Genomic DNA, 16169 nt, shown 5'->3' on the forward strand with positions numbered 1-16169 from the left:
TCCCGGCCGAAGTGCCCGTAGGCGGCCGTGGCGGCGTAGATCGGGCGCAGCAGGTCCAGGTCCCGGATGATGGCGGCCGGGCGCAGGTCGAACACCTCGGAGATGGCCTGCTCGATCCGCCCGGGGTCCACGGTGGCCGTGCCGAAGGTCTCCACGAACAGGCCCACCGGCTCGGCCTTGCCGATGGCGTAGGCCACCTGCACCTCGCAGCGGGCGGCCAGCCCCGCGGCCACCACGTTCTTGGCCACCCAGCGCATGGCGTAGGCCGCCGAGCGGTCCACCTTGGAGGGGTCCTTGCCGGAGAAGGCGCCGCCGCCGTGGCGGGCCATGCCGCCGTAGGTGTCGATGATGATCTTGCGGCCGGTCAGGCCCGCGTCCCCCATCGGGCCGCCGATCTCGAACCGGCCCGTGGGGTTGACCAGCAGCCGGTACCCGTCGGTGTCCAGCTTGACGCCGCTCCGGGCGAGAGCGGTCAGCTCCGGCTCGACGACGAACTCGCGGATGTCCGGGGCCAGCAGCGCGCCGACGTCGATGTCGGAGGCGTGCTGGGAGGAGACCACCACGGTGTCCAGCCGCACCGCCTTGTCCCCGTCGTACTCGACGGTCACCTGCGTCTTGCCGTCCGGGCGCAGGTAGGGGATGGTGCCGTTCTTGCGGACCTCCGACAGCCGGCGCGAGAGCCGGTGGGCCAGGTGGATCGGCAGCGGCATCAGCTCGGGCGTCTCGTCGCAGGCGTAGCCGAACATCAGGCCCTGGTCGCCGGCGCCCTGCCGGTCCAGCTCGTCCTCATCCCCCTCGACGCGGCTCTCGTAGGCGGTGTCCACCCCCTGGGCGATGTCGGGGGACTGCGCCCCGATGGAGACCGACACCCCGCACGAGGCGCCGTCGAAGCCCTTCTTGGAGGAGTCGTAGCCGATGGCGAGGATCTTGTTGCGCACCAGGGTGGGGATGTCGGCGTACGCGGCGGTGGTGACCTCGCCGGCCACATGCACCAGACCGGTGGTGATCAGCGTCTCCACCGCCACCCGGGAGGCGGGATCCTGCTCCAGCAGGGCGTCGAGGATGGTGTCGCTGATCTGGTCGGCGATCTTGTCGGGGTGACCCTCGGTCACGGACTCCGAAGTGAACAGGCGGCGGGACACATCGCTCCCTGGGTTTGCAGCGGCTGCTGGCTGACTTGGTGTGCGGATCCGGTCGTCGGGCTGGCCCGAGCGCGGTCCGCCGTCAGTTTATCCGCAGCTCATCGCGGATCCGCCAGGACGTCTCGCACTCCGACACACGACCAACGTGCCACACGACTCCCGCGAAGGGGAGAGGCCGTGCCCGGCGGGGGCCCGAGGCCCAGGTGGCACGGCCATGCGGACCTCCCGCCTCCGGTCTCACCCGGCGTTCAGCATGTGGACGACCTTGTCCCACACCGTGTCGGCCAGGGCCTCCTTGGGGCCGTGCGGCACGGGTGTCTCGCTGCCGTCGGCGCCCAGGACGACCGCCTCGTTCTCCTCCGCGCCGAAGGTCCTGTCCTCCCCCACCTCGTTGACGACCAGCAGGTCGCATCCCTTGCGGGCGAGCTTGGCCCGTCCGTTGGCCAGGACGTCGTCGGTCTCGGCCGCGAAGCCGACGACCACCTGCCCGGGGCGGGCGGCGGAAAGTTCGGCGAGCTCGGCGAGGACGTCGGGGTTGCGGACCAGGGCGACCGGTTCCGGTTCCCGCCCGTCCCGCTTCTTGATCTTTCCCTGGGCGTATCGGGCGGGCCGGAAGTCGGCCACCGCCGCGGCCATGACCACCGCGTCCGCGTCCTCGGCGGCCTTCAGCACGGCCTCCCGCAGTTGCACGGCGGTACCCACCGGCACCACGTCCGCGCCCGCGGGGTCGGGCAGGGAGGTGTTGGCGGCCACCAGGGTCACCCGCGCGCCGCGCGCCACCGCGGTGCGGGCCAGGGCGTACCCCTGCCGGCCCGAGGAGCGGTTGCCCAGGAAGCGGACCGGGTCCAGTGGTTCGCGGGTGCCGCCCGCGCTGACCACGACGTGCCGGCCGGCCAGGTCGCGCCCGGGCGCGGCGCCGCGGGCCAGGAGCCGGCGGCAGACCTCGAAGATCTCGCCGGGGTCGGGTAGGCGCCCCTTGCCGGTGTCCTTGCCGGTCAGCCGTCCGACCGCGGGCTCGATGACGACCGCGCCGCGGCGGCGCAGGGTGGCCACGTTCTCGGCGGTGGCGGGGTGCTCCCACATCTCGGTGTGCATGGCGGGTGCGAAGACCACCGGGCAGCGGGCGGTGAGCAGGGTGTTGGTCAGCAGGTCGTCGGCGAGGCCGTGGGCGGCCCGGGCGAGGGTGTCGGCGGTGGCGGGCGCGACGACGACCAGATCGGCCTCCTGTCCGATGCGCACGTGCGGGACCTCGTGGACGTCCTCCCACACCCCCGTGGTCACGGGGTTGCCCGACAGCGCCGCCCAGGTGGGCTCGCCGACGAACCTCAGCGCCGAACCGGTCGGTACCACCCGCACGTCGTGGCCGGACTCCGTCAGCCTCCGCAGCAGCTCGCACGCCTTGTAGGCGGCGATGCCGCCGCTGACCCCCAGGACCACCCTGGGCTTGTCGGACCTGTCCATCCCTCGCCTCTCCCCGGCTCGGCGGCCCGTCGGCCGCTCACTCGCTCACTGTCGCGCGTCGGCGGCGGGCACGTCGGGGACGCTTCCGCCGGTACCCATGACACACCACGGGCCCGGCAGCGCGGCTGCCGGGCCCGTGGCGGTGGTGCCGTCGTGCGGCCGGCCGCCATGGGCGGCCGGGGCCTCACTGCGTCGGGTTGTCGACGGCCTCGGAGGTCAGCAGACCCGCGTTGATCTCGCGGAGCGCGATCGACAGCGGCTTCTCGTGGACGTGGGTGTCCACCAGCGGGCCGACGTACTCCAGCAGGCCCTCGCCGAGCTGCGAGTAGTAGGCGTTGATCTGGCGCGCGCGCTTGGCGGCGTAGATCACCAGGCTGTACTTCGAGTCGGTGGCTTCGAGCAGCTCATCGATCGGCGGGTTGATGATGCCCTCGGGCGTGTTGATGGGAGAGGACACGCTCTACCTTCCGCTGCGGTGGATAAGACGGGCAGTGATCCGGCCGGGCCCCGGTACGGGATGCCTCCTGCCGGTGTCCCGGATTCCGGCGGCTGTCCTGCCCGGCCCTCCGGTGACGACTCCGGTGACGATCACGAAACCTTCATCAAGGCTAGCAGCTCGTGGCTGACGTCCTCGACGGAGGTGTTGACCAGGGTCACGTCGAACTCCGACTCGGCGGCCAGTTCGACCCTGGCCGCGGCCAGCCGCCGCTCGATGACCTCGGGGGACTCGGTGCCGCGGCCGGTGAGACGGCGGACCAGCTCCTCCCAGCTGGGCGGGGCCAGGAAGACGAGCTGTGCCTCGGGCATCGACTCGCGGACCAGCCGCGCGCCCTGGAGGTCGATCTCCAGGAGCACCGGCTCTCCCGCCTCCAGCCGCTCCAGCACGGCCCGCCGCGGAGTGCCGTAGCGGTTGCCCGCGAACTCGGCCCACTCCAGCAGCTCGCCGTTGGCGACCAGCTTGTCGAACTCCTCGTCGTCCACGAAGAAGTACTGGACACCGTGCCGCTCGCCGGGGCGCGGTCTGCGGGTGGTGGCGGACACCGAGAGCCAGATCTCCGGATGGACCTTGCGCAGATGAGCGACGACCGTGCTCTTGCCGACCCCGGAGGGGCCGGAGAGCACGGTCAGTCGCGGACGTTCACTCATACGGCGATTATCCCGGTTCCCAGGCAGACCTGGAAACGTCAGGCGGAACCGCCGCCGAACTCACGCTCCAGGGAGGCGATCTGGTTGGATCCCAGGCCGCGCACCCGGCGGCTCTCGGAGATGCCGAGCCGCTCCATGATCTGGCGGGCCCGGACCTTGCCGACGCCGGGCAGGGACTCCAGGAGGGCGGAGACCTTCATCTTGCCGATGACGTCGTTCTCCTGGCCCTGCTTGATGACCTCGTGGAGCGAGGCGCCGGAGTGCTTCAGTCGGTTCTTGACCTCGGCGCGCTCCCGGCGAGCCGCGGCGGCCTTCTCGAGCGCGGCTGCGCGCTGTTCAGGGGTAAGGGGCGGAAGAGCCACGCCTACGTCACCTCGGATGTCGAACTGGTCGGATATTGGTCGGTGAGGAACCTAGTGGCCCCGCACCTGCGGAGCAACGAGCAACACGTCCCCCGGCGCCCCCCGGACCTGCGAGGACCCCGGAATTCGCGGTGCTCTCGTCGGAGACTAGCGGCCCATCGCGCCCGAGTCAGCGAGAACGGGGGAAAAGTCCTGGTCAGACTTGAGCCGACCTGGACATTTCCGGACAAATGGGCGCGACTGAAGGGTTGATTCCGCGGGGTGCCCCGGTTTTTCCGGACCCTCCGGTTCTGCCCCGGCTGATCAGCCCAGGACCTCCCGCAGCGCGTCGGCCTCCCCGGCCGCGGCCTCCCGCAGGGCCCGCGGTGAAGGCCCCCGGCCCAGGACTCCCCGGCTGATGCTCGGCACCACGTTGCGCACCGCACCGCCGAAGACCCTCGGCAGGTCGGCCGCGGTGGCGCCCTGCGCCCCCAGCCCCGGCGCCAGCAGCGGGCCGTTGACCGCCAGGTCCGCGCCGGCCTCCCCCAGCGTCGCCCCGACCACCGCGCCGACCGGGCCGAGCGGATCGGCCCCGGCGTTCTCCCTCGCGATGTGGTCCAGCACCGTCTGGGCGACCGACGCACCGCCCCCGGCGGTGGCCCGCTGCACCTCGGCGCCCTCCGGGTTGGAGGTCAGGGCCAGGACGAAGACGCCCGAACCCGCCGCCCGCGCCGCGTCCAGGGCGGGGCGCAGCGAGCCGAAGCCCAGATAGGGGCTGACGGTGACGGCGTCGGAGAACAGCGGACTGCCCGGATCCAGGTAGGCGGCGGCGTAGGCGGCCATCGTGGAGCCGATGTCGCCGCGCTTGGCGTCGGTGAGCACCAGGGCGCCGGCCGAGCGTGCGTCGGCGATCGCCCTCTCCAGGACGGCGATCCCGCGCGAGCCGAAGCGCTCGAAGAAGGCGGACTGCGGCTTGAGGACGGCGACCCGGTCGGCGAGGGCGTCCACCACCGTGCGGGTGAAGCGCTCCAGGCCCGCCACGTCGTCGTCCAGGCCCCAGGCCGTCAGCAGCGCGGCGTGCGGGTCGATGCCGACGCACAGCGGACCGCGGTCGTCCAGGGCGCGGCGCAGCCGGGCGCCGAACGGCTCCGGGGCGCCTGGGGCCTGCGCGGCCTGGGGGGCTTGGGGAGCCTGCGGGGCTTGGGGAGCGGTCATCGGGGGGTCACCTTCCGGGTGTCGGCGCCGACGGCCTCGGCGAGGGTGGCGTACGGACTCGCGGCCAGGCGCGCGGCCAGGCCCCGGTGGACTCGGCGGCACCACAGCGGTCCCTCGTAGACGAGGGCGCTGTAGCCCTGGACGAGGGTGGCCCCGGCCAGGATGCGCTCCCAGACGTCGTCGGCGGTCCGCACCCCGCCGACGCCGACGAGCGTGACGCGGTCGCCGACGCGGGCGTACAGGCGGCGCAGCACGGCCAGGGAGCGGTCCTTCAGCGGCGCGCCGGACAGCCCGCCCGCGCCGATGGCCTCGATCTCGGCGCGTCCTGTGGCCAGGCCCAGGCCGTCGCGGGCGATGGTGGTGTTGGTGGCGATGATGCCGTCCAGGCCCAGTTCCACGGCGAGGTCGGCGACCGCGTCGACGTCCTCGTCCGCCAGGTCCGGGGCGATCTTGACCAGCAGGGGGACGCGGCGGCCGGGCACCGCCTCGTCGGCGGCGGAGCGCACCGCCGCCAGCAGCGGGCGCAGGTGCTCGGTCGCCTGGAGGTTCCGCAGGCCGGGGGTGTTGGGCGAGGAGACGTTGACGACGAGGTAGTCGGCGTACGGGGCCAGCCGGGAGGCGGAGAGCGCGTAGTCGCCGGCGGCCTCGCTCTCGGGAGTGACCTTGGTCTTGCCGATGTTGACGCCGACCGTGGTGGGGAAGACGGCCCGGCGCCCCGCCAGGCGGGCGGCCACGGCGGCGGAGCCGTCGTTGTTGAAGCCCATGCGGTTGACCAGGGCCCGGTCGGCGACCAGGCGGAACAGCCGGGGCCCCGGGTTGCCGGGCTGGGGGTGGGCGGTGACGGTGCCGATCTCGACGTGGTCGAAGCCGAGCATGGTGAGCCCGTCGACGCCGACCGCGTTCTTGTCGAACCCGGCGGCCAGCCCGAAGGGGCCGCGCATCCGCAGACCGAAGGCCTCGGTGGCCAGGGCGCGCCGCTGTGCCCGGCCGGGGGCCGCGACGGCCGCGACGAGGGCGCGCAGGCCGGGGACGCGGACGGCCGTCCGGATCAGGGCGAACGCCAGGTGGTGCGCCCGCTCGGGGTCCAGGCGCCTGAGGATCAGGTGGAACAGAAGGGGATACATACGGGTCTTCCGTGCGACGGGCCGGTACGGGATCCGGTGGCGGTGCCCGGTGGCGGGGCCCGGTGGCGGGGTGCTGCGGGGCGCTCTCGCGGTGAGGGGGACGCCGCTGCCGGCGTCCCCCTCACCTCCGGTCACTTCCCGCGGGCGGCTGTCAGGTGTTCCGCGTGCTCCTGCAGGGAGCGGACCCCGACCTCCCCTCGCGAGGTGGCCTCGATGCCCTGCACGGCGGCGGCCAGCGCCTGGACCGTGGTCAGGCAGGGCACGGCGCGGGCGACCGCGGCGGTGCGGATGTCGTAGCCGTCCAGGCGGCTCCCGGTGCCGTAGGGGGTGTTGACGATGAGGTCGACCTCGCCGTCGTGGATGAGCTGGACGATGGTCCGCTCCCCGTTCGGCCCCTCGCCCTCGCTCTGCTTGCGCACCACGGTGGCGTCGATGCCGTTGCGGCGCAGCACCTCGGCGGTGCCGGAGGTGGCCAGCAGCTCGAAGCCCATCGCGACCAGCTCACGGGCCGGGAAGATCATCGAGCGCTTGTCGCGGTTGGCCACCGAGACGAAGGCCCGGCCCTTGGTGGGCAGCGCGCCGTACGCGCCCGCCTGCGACTTGGCGTAGGCGGTGCCGAAGACCGAGTCGATGCCCATGACCTCGCCGGTGGAGCGCATCTCCGGGCCGAGCACGGTGTCCACGCCGCGGCCCTGGACGTCGCGGAAGCGGCTCCAGGGCAGCACGGCCTCCTTCACCGAGATCGGCGCGTCCAGCGGCAGGGTGCCGCCGTCGCCGCTCGCCGGCAGCAGGCCCTCGGCCCGCAGTTCGGCGATGGTCGCGCCCAGCGAGATCCGGGCGGCGGCCTTGGCCAGGGGTACGGCGGTGGCCTTGGATGTGAAGGGGACGGTGCGCGAGGCGCGCGGGTTGGCCTCCAGCACGTAGAGGATGTCCCCGGCCAGCGCGAACTGGATGTTGATCAGCCCGCGCACCCCGACGCCGCGCGCGATGGCCTCGGTGGAGGCCCGCAGCCGCTTGACGTCGTAACCGCCCAGGGTGATCGGCGGCAGGGCGCAGGCGGAGTCGCCGGAGTGGATGCCGGCCTCCTCGATGTGCTCCATCACGCCGCCGAGGTAGAGCTCGGTGCCGTCGTAGAGCGCGTCGACGTCGATCTCGATGGCGTCGTCGAGGAAGCGGTCGATCAGCACCGGGTGCTCGGAGATCAGGCCGGCGTGGCGGGTGAGGTAGTCCCCCAGCGAGGCCTCGTCGTAGACGATCTCCATGCCGCGTCCGCCCAGCACGTAGGAGGGGCGGACCATGACCGGGTAGCCGATCCCGGCGGCGATCTCCTTGGCCTCGGCGAAGGAGAAGGCGGTGCCGTACTTGGGCGCGGGCAGCCCGGCCTCGACCAGCACCCGGCCGAAGGAACCGCGGTCCTCGGCGAGGTGGATGGCCTCCGGGGAGGTGCCCACGACGGGGACGCCGTTGTCCTTGAGCGCCTGGGCCAGCCCGAGCGGGGTCTGGCCGCCGAGCTGGACGATGACGCCCGCGACGGGGCCGGCCTGCCGCTCGGCGTGGACGATCTCCAGGACGTCCTCCAGGGTGAGCGGCTCGAAGTACAGCCGGTCGGAGGTGTCGTAGTCGGTGGAGACGGTCTCGGGGTTGCAGTTGACCATCACGGTCTCGAAGCCCGCGTCGCGCAGCGCGAAGGAGGCGTGGACGCAGGAGTAGTCGAACTCGATGCCCTGGCCGATGCGGTTGGGGCCCGAGCCGAGGATGATCACCGCGGGCCTGGTGCGCGGGGCGACCTCGCTCTCCTCGTCGTAGGAGGAGTAGAAGTACGGGGTCCTCGCGGCGAACTCGGCGGCGCAGGTGTCGACCGTCTTGTAGACCGGGCGCACCCCCAGGGTGTGGCGCACCTCGCGGACGACGTCCTCGCGCAGACCCCGGATCGCGGCGATCTGGGCGTCGGAGAAGCCGTACCGCTTGGCCTCGGCCAGCAGTTCGGGATCGAGGCGGCCGGCCTCGGCCAGCTCGTCGGCGATCTCCTTGACCAGGAAGAGCTGGTCGGTGAACCAGGGGTCGATCCTCGTGGCCTCGAAGACCTCCCGCGGGCTCGCGCCGGCCCGGATGGCGGCCATGACGGTGTTGATCCGGCCGTCGGTGGGCCGCCGGGCGGCGGCCAGCAGTTCGTCCTTGTCCCCGAGTCCGGCCACCGGGGTGGCGAAGTCGAACTGGCTGCCCTTCTTCTCCAGCGAGCGCAGCGCCTTGTTCAGCGCCTCGGGGAAGTTGCGGCCGATGGCCATCGCCTCGCCCACCGACTTCATGGTGGTGGTGAGGGTGGAGTCGGCGGCCGGGAACTTCTCGAAGGCGAAGCGCGGGACCTTGACCACCACGTAGTCGAGCGTGGGCTCGAAGGAGGCCGGGGTCTGCTCGGTGATGTCGTTGGGGATCTCGTCGAGGGTGTAGCCCACGGCCAGCTTGGCTGCGATCTTGGCGATCGGGAAGCCGGTGGCCTTGGAGGCCAGCGCCGAGGAGCGCGAGACGCGCGGGTTCATCTCGATGACGATGACCCGGCCGTCTGCGGGGTTGACGGCGAACTGGATGTTGCAGCCGCCGGTGTCGACGCCGACCTCGCGGATGACGGCGATGCCGATGTCGCGCAGGGTCTGGTACTCGCGGTCGGTGAGCGTCATCGCCGGGGCGACGGTGATGGAGTCGCCGGTGTGCACGCCCATCGGGTCGAAGTTCTCGATGGAGCAGACGACCACGACGTTGTCGTTGCGGTCGCGCATCAGCTCCAGCTCGTACTCCTTCCAGCCGAGGATGGACTCCTCCAGGAGCACCTCGGTGGTCGGGGAGAGCGTCAGCCCCTGGCCGGCGATGCGGCGCAGTTCGTCCTCGTCGTGGGCGAAGCCGGAGCCGGCGCCACCCATGGTGAAGGAGGGGCGCACCACGACCGGGTAGCCGCCGAGCTCCTCGACGCCGGCCAGGACCTCCTCCATGGAGTGGCAGATGACCGAGCGGGCGGACTCGCCGTGCCCGATCCTGCCCCGGACCGCCTCCACGACCTCCTTGAACTGGTCGCGGTCCTCGCCCTTGCGGATGGCCTCGACGTTGGCGCCGATCAGCTCCACCCCGTACTTGTCCAGGGTGCCCGCCTCGTGCAGGGAGATGGCGGTGTTGAGCGCGGTCTGGCCGCCCAGGGTGGGCAGCAGGGCGTCGGGGCGCTCCTTGGCGATGATCTTCTCGACGAACTCCGGGGTGATCGGCTCGACGTAGGTGGCGTCGGCGATCTCCGGATCGGTCATGATCGTGGCCGGGTTGGAGTTGACCAGGACCACCCTCAGGCCCTCGGCCTTGAGGACCCGGCACGCCTGGGTGCCGGAGTAGTCGAACTCGGCGGCCTGCCCGATGACGATCGGGCCCGAGCCGATGACCAGGACGCAACGGATATCGGTGCGCTTAGGCACGCTGGCCCTCCATCAGGGAGACGAAGCGGTCGAACAGGTACGCGGCGTCGTGCGGCCCGGCCGCCGCCTCGGGGTGGTACTGGACGCTGAACGCGGGCCGGTCCAGCAGGCGAAGGCCCTCGACCACGCCGTCGTTGAGGCAGACGTGGGAGACCTCGGCGCGCCCGTAGGGGGTGTCGCCGGGGCCGTCGAGGGGGGCGTCCACGGCGAAGCCGTGGTTGTGCGCGGTGACCTCGACCTTGCCGGTCGTACGGTCCTGCACGGGCTGGTTGATGCCGCGGTGGCCGTACTTGAGCTTGTAGGTGCCGAACCCCAGGGCCCGGCCGAGGATCTGGTTGCCGAAGCAGATGCCGAACAGCGGGGTGGAGCGCTCCAGCACCCCTCGCATGAGGGCCACCGGATGGTCTGCGGTGGCGGGGTCGCCGGGGCCGTTGGAGAAGAACACCCCGTCCGGCTCCACCGCGTAGACGTCCTCGATCGTGGCCGTGGCGGGCAGCACGTGGACCTCGATGCCGCGCTCGGCCATCCGGTGCGGGGTCATGCCCTTGATGCCCAGGTCGACGGCCGCGACGGTGAAGCGCCTGGTCCCGATGGCCGGGACGGTGTACGCCTCGGTGGTGGCGACCTCGGCGGACAGGTCGGCGCCGGTCATCTCGGGGGCGGCCTTCACCCTGGCCAGCATCGTGGCCTCGTCGGCGACGGCGTCGCCGGAGAAGATGCCGACCCGCATCGCGCCGCGCTCGCGCAGGTGGCGGGTGAGCGCCCGGGTGTCGACACCGCTGATGCCGACGACGCCCTGGGCGGTCAGCTCCTCGTCCAGGGTGCGCACCGAGCGCCAGTTGGAGGGCACGCGGGCGGGGTCGCGCACCACGTAGCCGGCCACCCAGATCCGCTTCGACTCCGGGTCCTCGTCGTTGACGCCGGTGTTGCCGATGTGCGGGGCGGTCATGACGACCACCTGCCGGTGGTAGGAGGGGTCGGTCAGGGTCTCCTGGTAGCCGGTCATGCCGGTGGAGAACACGGCCTCGCCGAGGGTCTCGCCCATGGCCCCGTAGGCGCGGCCGCGGAAGGTGCGGCCGTCCTCCAGGACGAGTACGGCGGGCACCCTGGAGGCTTTGCGGGCGGAGGTCGTCATCGTGCGCCTTCCTCGTGGTGCGTGGTGGCGGCAGCGTCGGTGGTGCCGTGGGGATCGTCCGCGGCGCCGGTGGCGCCGGGTGCGCCGGCCGTGCCGGAGCCGCCGCCGGACATGGCGCGCAGCTCCTCCAGCCAGGCGGCGTGCTCGGCGGCGCGGTCGGAGCGGAAGCCGGAGTCCAGCAGGCGGTCGCCGTGCTCCCAGGTGATCACCAGCAGGCCGTCCTCGGTGAGGACCTTGCCGGCGATGCCCTTGTCGAGCCGGGCGCCGCGCAGCCTGCCGGCCGGGATGAAGAAGTCGTTCGCTCCGGGCCGCACCACGTGCACACCCTGCTCGGTGAGGGTGAGCTCGGCGCGGCTGCGGGCGCCCAGGCCGTGGGCGACGATCCGCTCCAGCCACTGCCCGGCCGCGGTGGAGCCGTGGTAGCGGCCGGTCATGGTCAGCCTCGGCTCACCGGGGCCGGCGGGCGCCTGGGGCAGTTCGGGGAGGTCGGACTGGAGCACCGAGCGCCACTTCCAGCCCTCCCTCATCAGCCAGTACACCAGGGCGACGACCAGCAGGAGGCCGATCACCCAGGCGATCCGGGGCGCCCAGTCGGTGACCTGCTGCGACTCGGGCGCCGCGGCGTGGCGGATGGCGGTTGGTACCGGTGAGAGGTTCATACGAGCTTTCCGTCCATGACTGTCGCCCTGCCCCGCAGGAACGTGTGTGTGACACGGCCCGGCAGCTCGCGTCCCTGGTAGGGGGTGTTGCGGCTGCGGGAGGCGAAACGTGCGGAATCCACCGTTCCACGGTAGGCCGGATCGACCAGGGTGAGGTTGGCGGGCTCACCAGCCGAGACGGGCCGTCCCTGGCCGGCCAGGCGCCCGATGGCCGCGGGGCGGAAGGACATGCGGTCGGCGACGCCGGCCCAGTCCAGCAGTCCGGTCTCCACCATCGTGTGCTGGACGACGGACAGCGCGGTCTCCAGGCCGACCATGCCCATGGCGGCCGCGCCCCACTCGCAGTCCTTGTCCTCGTGGGGGTGGGGGGCGTGGTCGGTGGCGACGCAGTCGATGGTGCCGTCGGCCAGCGCCTCGCGCAGGGCCCTCACGTCGGCCTCGGTGCGCAGCGGCGGGTTGACCTTGTAGACCGGGTCGTAGGAGCGCACCAGTTCGTCGGTGAGCAGCAGGTGGTGCGGGGTGACCTCGGCGGTGACGTTCCACCCCTTGGACTTGGCCCAGCGCACGATCTCCACCGATCCGGCGGTGGACAGGTGGCAGATGTGCAGCCGGGAACCGACGTGCGCGGCCAGCAGCACGTCGCGGGCGATGATCGACTCCTCGGCGACGGCCGGCCAGCCGCCCAGGCCCAGCTCGGCGGAGACCGTGCCCTCGTTCATCTGTGCGCCCTCGGTCAGGCGGGGTTCCTGGGCGTGCTGGGCGATGACGCCGTCGAAGGCTTTGACGTACTCCAGCGCCCGGCGCATGATCACCGCGTCGTCCACGCACTTGCCGTCGTCGGAGAAGACCCGCACCGAGGCGGCCGACTCGTGCATCGCGCCCAGCTCGGCGAGCTGCTTGCCCTCCAGGCCGACGGTGACGGCGCCGACCGGCTGCACGTCGCAGTAGCCGGACTCCCGCCCCAGCCGCCAGACCTGCTCGACGACGCCGGCGGTGTCGGCGACGGGGAAGGTGTTGGCCATGGCGTGCACGGCGGTGTAACCGCCAAAGGCCGCGGCCCGGGTGCCGGTCAGCACGGTCTCGGAGTCCTCGCGGCCCGGCTCGCGCAGATGCGTGTGCAGGTCCACCAGGCCCGGCAGCAGGATCTGCCCGTCGGCCTCGACCACCTGGGCGCCGTCGGCGTCCAGGCCGGCGCCGACGGCCGCGACGGTCTCGCCGTCGATCAGGACGTCCAGCGCCTGGCCGCCCAGCACCTTCGCGCCGCGGATCAGGGTCTTGCTCATGGGTGTCACTTCTCCTCGGTACGGGCGGTGGTGCCAGTGGTTTCGGCGGTGCCGGCGGTGCCGGTGGTGCCGCTGCCGCCAGCGTGCTCGGAGCCGCCGAGCAGCAGGTACAGGACGGCCATGCGGATCGAGACTCCGTTGGCGACCTGTTCGGTGACGGTGCAGCGGCCGGAGTCGGCGACCTCGGCGGTGATCTCCATGCCCCGGACCATCGGCCCGGGGTGCATCACGACGGAGTGCTCGGGCATCCGCTCCATGCGCTGCACGTCGAGGCCGTAGCGTCGGGAGTACTCGCGCTCGGTGGGGAAGAAGGCGGCGTTCATCCGCTCGCGCTGGACGCGCAGCATCATCACGGCGTCGGACTTCGGCAGCACGGCGTCCAGGTCGTAGGAGACCTCGCAGGGCCAGCCCTCGACGCCGACCGGCAGCAGGGTGGGCGGTGCCACCAGGGTGACCTGGGCGCCCAGGGTGTTCAGCAGGTCGACGTTGGAGCGCGCGACCCGGCTGTGCAGGATGTCGCCGACGATCGTGATCCGCCGGCCGGCCAGGTCCCGGCCGAGTCCGGCGTCCGGGCCGATCAGGCGGCGGCGCATGGTGAACGCGTCGAGCAGCGCCTGGGTGGGGTGCTGGTGGGTGCCGTCGCCGGCGTTGACGACGGCGGCGTCGATCCAGCCGGAGGTGGCCAGGCGGTAGGGGGCTCCGGAGGCCCCGTGCCGGATGACGACGGCGTCCACGCCCATCGCCTCCAGGGTCTGGGCGGTGTCCTTGAGGGACTCGCCCTTGGAGACCGAGGATCCCTTGGCCGCGAAGTTGATGACGTCGGCGGACAGCCGCTTCTCGGCGGCCTCGAACGAGATACGGGTGCGGGTGGAGTCCTCGAAGAAGAGGTTGACGATCGTGCGGCCGCGCAGCGCGGGCAGCTTCTTGATCGGGCGGTCGGCCAGGCGCGCCATCTCCTCGGCGGTGTCGAGGATGCGCACGGCGTCGTCGCGGGTGAGGTCGGCGGCCGAGATCAGGTGACCGGAAGTCCGGGGGTTGCCCCCGGGGAAGAGCGGCATCTGGATGTGCTCCGGTGTGTGGAGGTTTCGAGGCGTGCGGGCGCGCGGACGCGGCCGCGGGGCCGCCGGGCCCGGGAGGACGGGAGCGGCGCAGGGGGTGCGGAGGTGCGGAGGCAGGTCCGGGAAGGGAGTGGAGGGGCGCTACCGCTCGCCGGACGGGGAGGCCCCCGCCTCACGACGCTCGCCCAGGAGCACGCCGTCGCGGCCGTCCTCCTCGGCGAGCCGGACCTTGACCGTCTCCCGCAGCGACGTGGGGAGGTTCTTGCCGACGTAGTCGGCGCGGATCGGCAGTTCGCGGTGGCCGCGGTCGACCAGGACCGCGAGCTGCACGGCGCGGGGCCGGCCGATGTCGCCGAGCGCGTCGAGCGCGGCCCGGATGGTGCGGCCGGAGAAGAGCACGTCGTCGACCAGGACGACCAGGCGCCCGTCGACGCCCTCGGCCGGGATCTCGGTGCGGGCCAGGGTGCGGGCGGGGCGCATCCGCAGATCGTCGCGGTACATGGTGATGTCGAGTGAGCCGACCGGCAGCGGGCGGCCGGTGATCTCCTCCAGCTTGGCCCCCAGCCGCCTGGCCAGGTGCGCGCCGCGGGTGGGGATGCCCAGGAGGACCACGTCGTCGGCGCCCTTGGCGCGCTCGACGATCTCGTGGGCGATGCGGGTGAGGACCCGCGCGATGTCCGGCGCCTCCAGTACGGGGCGGACCGGGGCGGAACCGTTGCCGTCCAGTTCTCCCATGGATGTGTCCACGGTAAACGGACCTCCTTCCCCGCCTCACGGGACGGGCCTTAAAGGACGTCGGATGGTGCGCCGTCAACGGTACCAGCCTGTCCGGGGCTGTTCGGACGGGCTGCCCGGAAGGCTGTCCGGGCGTTCGCTCCGGGCGCCCGCCGGGCCGCCGCGCACCCGGGTGCGCGGGCCCGCGCCTCCCGCGCACCCCCCGGTATGGACCGGCCCGGCTTGACGCCGTACATTACGCTGCGTAACATCACAGTGAGTTACGAAGACGTCCTCCGGGGAGCCATATGTCCAGCGAATACGCCAAACAGCTCGGGGCCAAGCTCCGCGCCATCCGCACCCAGCAGGGGCTCTCCCTCCACGGTGTCGAGGAGAAGTCCCAGGGCCGCTGGAAGGCGGTCGTGGTCGGCTCGTACGAGCGCGGCGACCGTGCCGTGACCGTGCAGCGGCTGGCCGAGCTGGCGGACTTCTACGGCGTCCCGGTGCAGGAGCTGCTGCCGGGCAGTACGCCGGGCGGAGCCGCCGAGCCGCCGCCGAAGCTCGTTCTGGACCTGGAGCGGCTGGCCCACGTGCCTTCCGAGAAGGCGGGCCCGCTGCAGCGGTACGCCGCGACGATCCAGAGCCAGCGCGGCGACTACAACGGCAAGGTGCTGTCGATCCGCCAGGACGACCTGCGCACCCTCGCCGTCATCTACGACCAGTCGCCCTCGGTGCTGACCGAGCAGCTCATCGGCTGGGGTGTGCTGGACGCCGACGCCCGTCGCGCGGTCCAGCACGAGGAGGCCTGAGGCCCCCCCGCGGCACCGGCGCCACCGGGCGGGACCTTCCGTGCGAGGGTTCCGCTCCCGGTGGCGGTCGCGTTCCGCGCCGTTGCCCGGGGGATCCCGGACGGCGAGGGGCCCGGGACACCCGACGGGTGTCCCGGGCCCCTCGCCGCTTCTGGGGACCGTGAGGTCCTTGAGATACGGCCGCCCCGGCCCGAACCGCTCAGACGCGCTTCAGCGTCGGTTTGAGTTCCTTCAGCCGGCCCAGCAGGCCGTTGACGAAGGTCGGGGAGTCGTCGGTGGAGAACTCCTTGGCGAGCTGCACCGCCTCGTCGATCACCACCGCGTCGGGTACCTCGTCCTCCCAGATCAGTTCGTACGCGCCGAGCCGCAGGAGGTTGCGGTCCACCGACGGCATCCGGTCCAGCGTCCAGCCGACGGCGTAGGTGGCGATCAGCTCGTCGATCCGGTCCGCGTGCTCCGCGTACCCCTCGACGAGCTGCATCGTGTACTCACCGACCGGCGGCTGCCGCTCGTCGGTCCGCGCGTGCCGGATCCAGTCCGCCAGCACGGCCGTCACGGCGCTGTCGCGCTGGTCGGCCTCGAACAGGATCTGGAAGGCCCGTTTACGTGCCTTGCTGCGGGCTGCCACGG

The 16169-nt window shown here is 72.5% G+C and carries 15 protein-coding genes; 1 reads left to right on the forward strand and 14 read right to left on the reverse strand.

Annotation, left to right across the window (positions count from 1 at the left end; genetic code table 11):
* The 13 genes from metK to pyrR all read right to left on the reverse strand — a co-directional run.
* Window positions 1-1142, reverse strand: a 1142-nt coding sequence (gene metK, locus CUT83_RS19180) for a methionine adenosyltransferase (protein WP_101257101.1), incomplete at its 3' end; no start/stop codon positions are given.
* Between the two features lie 237 nt (window positions 1143-1379).
* Complete coding sequence (gene coaBC / locus CUT83_RS19185; protein ID WP_101257102.1) at window positions 1380-2603, reverse strand: bifunctional phosphopantothenoylcysteine decarboxylase/phosphopantothenate--cysteine ligase CoaBC; 1224 nt, start codon at window positions 2601-2603, stop codon at window positions 1380-1382.
* Between the two features lie 184 nt (window positions 2604-2787).
* Window positions 2788-3060, reverse strand: coding sequence for a DNA-directed RNA polymerase subunit omega (rpoZ, locus tag CUT83_RS19190; RefSeq protein ID WP_093850766.1), 273 nt, complete (start codon window positions 3058-3060; stop codon window positions 2788-2790).
* Between the two features lie 131 nt (window positions 3061-3191).
* Window positions 3192-3749: a guanylate kinase gene (gmk, locus tag CUT83_RS19195; RefSeq protein WP_101257103.1), complete on the reverse strand. Its 558-nt coding sequence runs from the start codon at window positions 3747-3749 to the stop codon at window positions 3192-3194.
* A gap of 38 nt (window positions 3750-3787) precedes the next feature.
* Window positions 3788-4111, reverse strand: a complete 324-nt coding sequence (locus CUT83_RS19200) for an integration host factor (RefSeq protein WP_093656674.1) — start codon at window positions 4109-4111, stop codon at window positions 3788-3790.
* Between the two features lie 303 nt (window positions 4112-4414).
* On the reverse strand, window positions 4415-5305 hold the full coding sequence (gene pyrF, locus CUT83_RS19205) for an orotidine-5'-phosphate decarboxylase (protein WP_101257104.1): 891 nt from the start codon (window positions 5303-5305) through the stop codon (window positions 4415-4417).
* The gene (locus CUT83_RS19210) at window positions 5302-6429 is read right to left on the reverse strand and encodes a quinone-dependent dihydroorotate dehydrogenase (protein WP_101257224.1); all 1128 of its coding nucleotides are present in this window, start codon (window positions 6427-6429) and stop codon (window positions 5302-5304) included. The genes pyrF and CUT83_RS19210 overlap by 4 nt, the downstream gene beginning before the upstream one ends.
* Before the next feature lie 131 nt (window positions 6430-6560).
* Entirely contained in the window at window positions 6561-9881 is a 3321-nt protein-coding gene (gene carB / locus CUT83_RS19215; protein WP_101257105.1) for a carbamoyl-phosphate synthase large subunit, read from the reverse strand.
* A complete protein-coding gene (carA, locus tag CUT83_RS19220; protein WP_101257106.1) occupies window positions 9874-11016 on the reverse strand; it encodes a glutamine-hydrolyzing carbamoyl-phosphate synthase small subunit in 1143 nt (380 codons plus the stop codon). The genes carB and carA overlap by 8 nt, the downstream gene beginning before the upstream one ends.
* Entirely contained in the window at window positions 11013-11675 is a 663-nt protein-coding gene (locus CUT83_RS19225) for a PH-like domain-containing protein (RefSeq protein WP_101257107.1), read from the reverse strand. Before CUT83_RS19225 ends, carA begins: the two co-directional genes overlap by 4 nt.
* A complete protein-coding gene (locus CUT83_RS19230) occupies window positions 11672-12958 on the reverse strand; it encodes a dihydroorotase (RefSeq protein WP_101257108.1) in 1287 nt (428 codons plus the stop codon). The genes CUT83_RS19225 and CUT83_RS19230 overlap by 4 nt, the downstream gene beginning before the upstream one ends.
* A gap of 5 nt (window positions 12959-12963) precedes the next feature.
* On the reverse strand, window positions 12964-14016 hold the full coding sequence (locus CUT83_RS19235) for an aspartate carbamoyltransferase catalytic subunit (protein WP_101257109.1): 1053 nt from the start codon (window positions 14014-14016) through the stop codon (window positions 12964-12966).
* A gap of 141 nt (window positions 14017-14157) precedes the next feature.
* Entirely contained in the window at window positions 14158-14751 is a 594-nt protein-coding gene (gene pyrR / locus CUT83_RS19240; protein WP_101257110.1) for a bifunctional pyr operon transcriptional regulator/uracil phosphoribosyltransferase PyrR, read from the reverse strand.
* 287 nt (window positions 14752-15038) lie between these two features.
* On the opposite strand from pyrR, the gene bldD reads away from it, so the two are divergent.
* Complete coding sequence (gene bldD / locus CUT83_RS19245; protein WP_093850776.1) at window positions 15039-15539, forward strand: transcriptional regulator BldD; 501 nt, start codon at window positions 15039-15041, stop codon at window positions 15537-15539.
* A gap of 199 nt (window positions 15540-15738) precedes the next feature.
* On the opposite strand, the gene nusB is transcribed toward bldD, so the two are convergent.
* Window positions 15739-16167, reverse strand: a complete 429-nt coding sequence (gene nusB / locus CUT83_RS19250) for a transcription antitermination factor NusB (protein WP_101257111.1) — start codon at window positions 16165-16167, stop codon at window positions 15739-15741.
* Window positions 16168-16169 lie beyond the last annotated feature (2 nt).

The sequence above is a fragment of the Streptomyces barkulensis genome, from assembly GCF_002843305.1.
GTDB lineage: Bacteria > Actinomycetota > Actinomycetes > Streptomycetales > Streptomycetaceae > Streptomyces > Streptomyces barkulensis.

Coding starts and splice junctions, on each gene's coding strand:
- coaBC (WP_101257102.1), bottom strand. CDS start 2,603: ATGGACAGGTCCGACAAGCCCAGGGTGGTCCTGGGGGTCAGCGGCGGC.
- gmk (WP_101257103.1), bottom strand. CDS start 3,749: ATGAGTGAACGTCCGCGACTGACCGTGCTCTCCGGCCCCTCCGGGGTC.
- pyrF (WP_101257104.1), bottom strand. CDS start 5,305: ATGACCGCTCCCCAAGCCCCGCAGGCTCCCCAAGCCCCCCAGGCCGCG.
- CUT83_RS19210 (WP_101257224.1), bottom strand. CDS start 6,429: ATGTATCCCCTTCTGTTCCACCTGATCCTCAGGCGCCTGGACCCCGAG.
- carA (WP_101257106.1), bottom strand. CDS start 11,016: ATGACGACCTCCGCCCGCAAAGCCTCCAGGGTGCCCGCCGTACTCGTC.
- CUT83_RS19225 (WP_101257107.1), bottom strand. CDS start 11,675: ATGAACCTCTCACCGGTACCAACCGCCATCCGCCACGCCGCGGCGCCC.
- CUT83_RS19230 (WP_101257108.1), bottom strand. CDS start 12,958: ATGAGCAAGACCCTGATCCGCGGCGCGAAGGTGCTGGGCGGCCAGGCG.
- CUT83_RS19235 (WP_101257109.1), bottom strand. CDS start 14,016: ATGCCGCTCTTCCCCGGGGGCAACCCCCGGACTTCCGGTCACCTGATC.
- pyrR (WP_101257110.1), bottom strand. CDS start 14,751: ATGGGAGAACTGGACGGCAACGGTTCCGCCCCGGTCCGCCCCGTACTG.
- bldD (WP_093850776.1), top strand. CDS start 15,039: ATGTCCAGCGAATACGCCAAACAGCTCGGGGCCAAGCTCCGCGCCATC.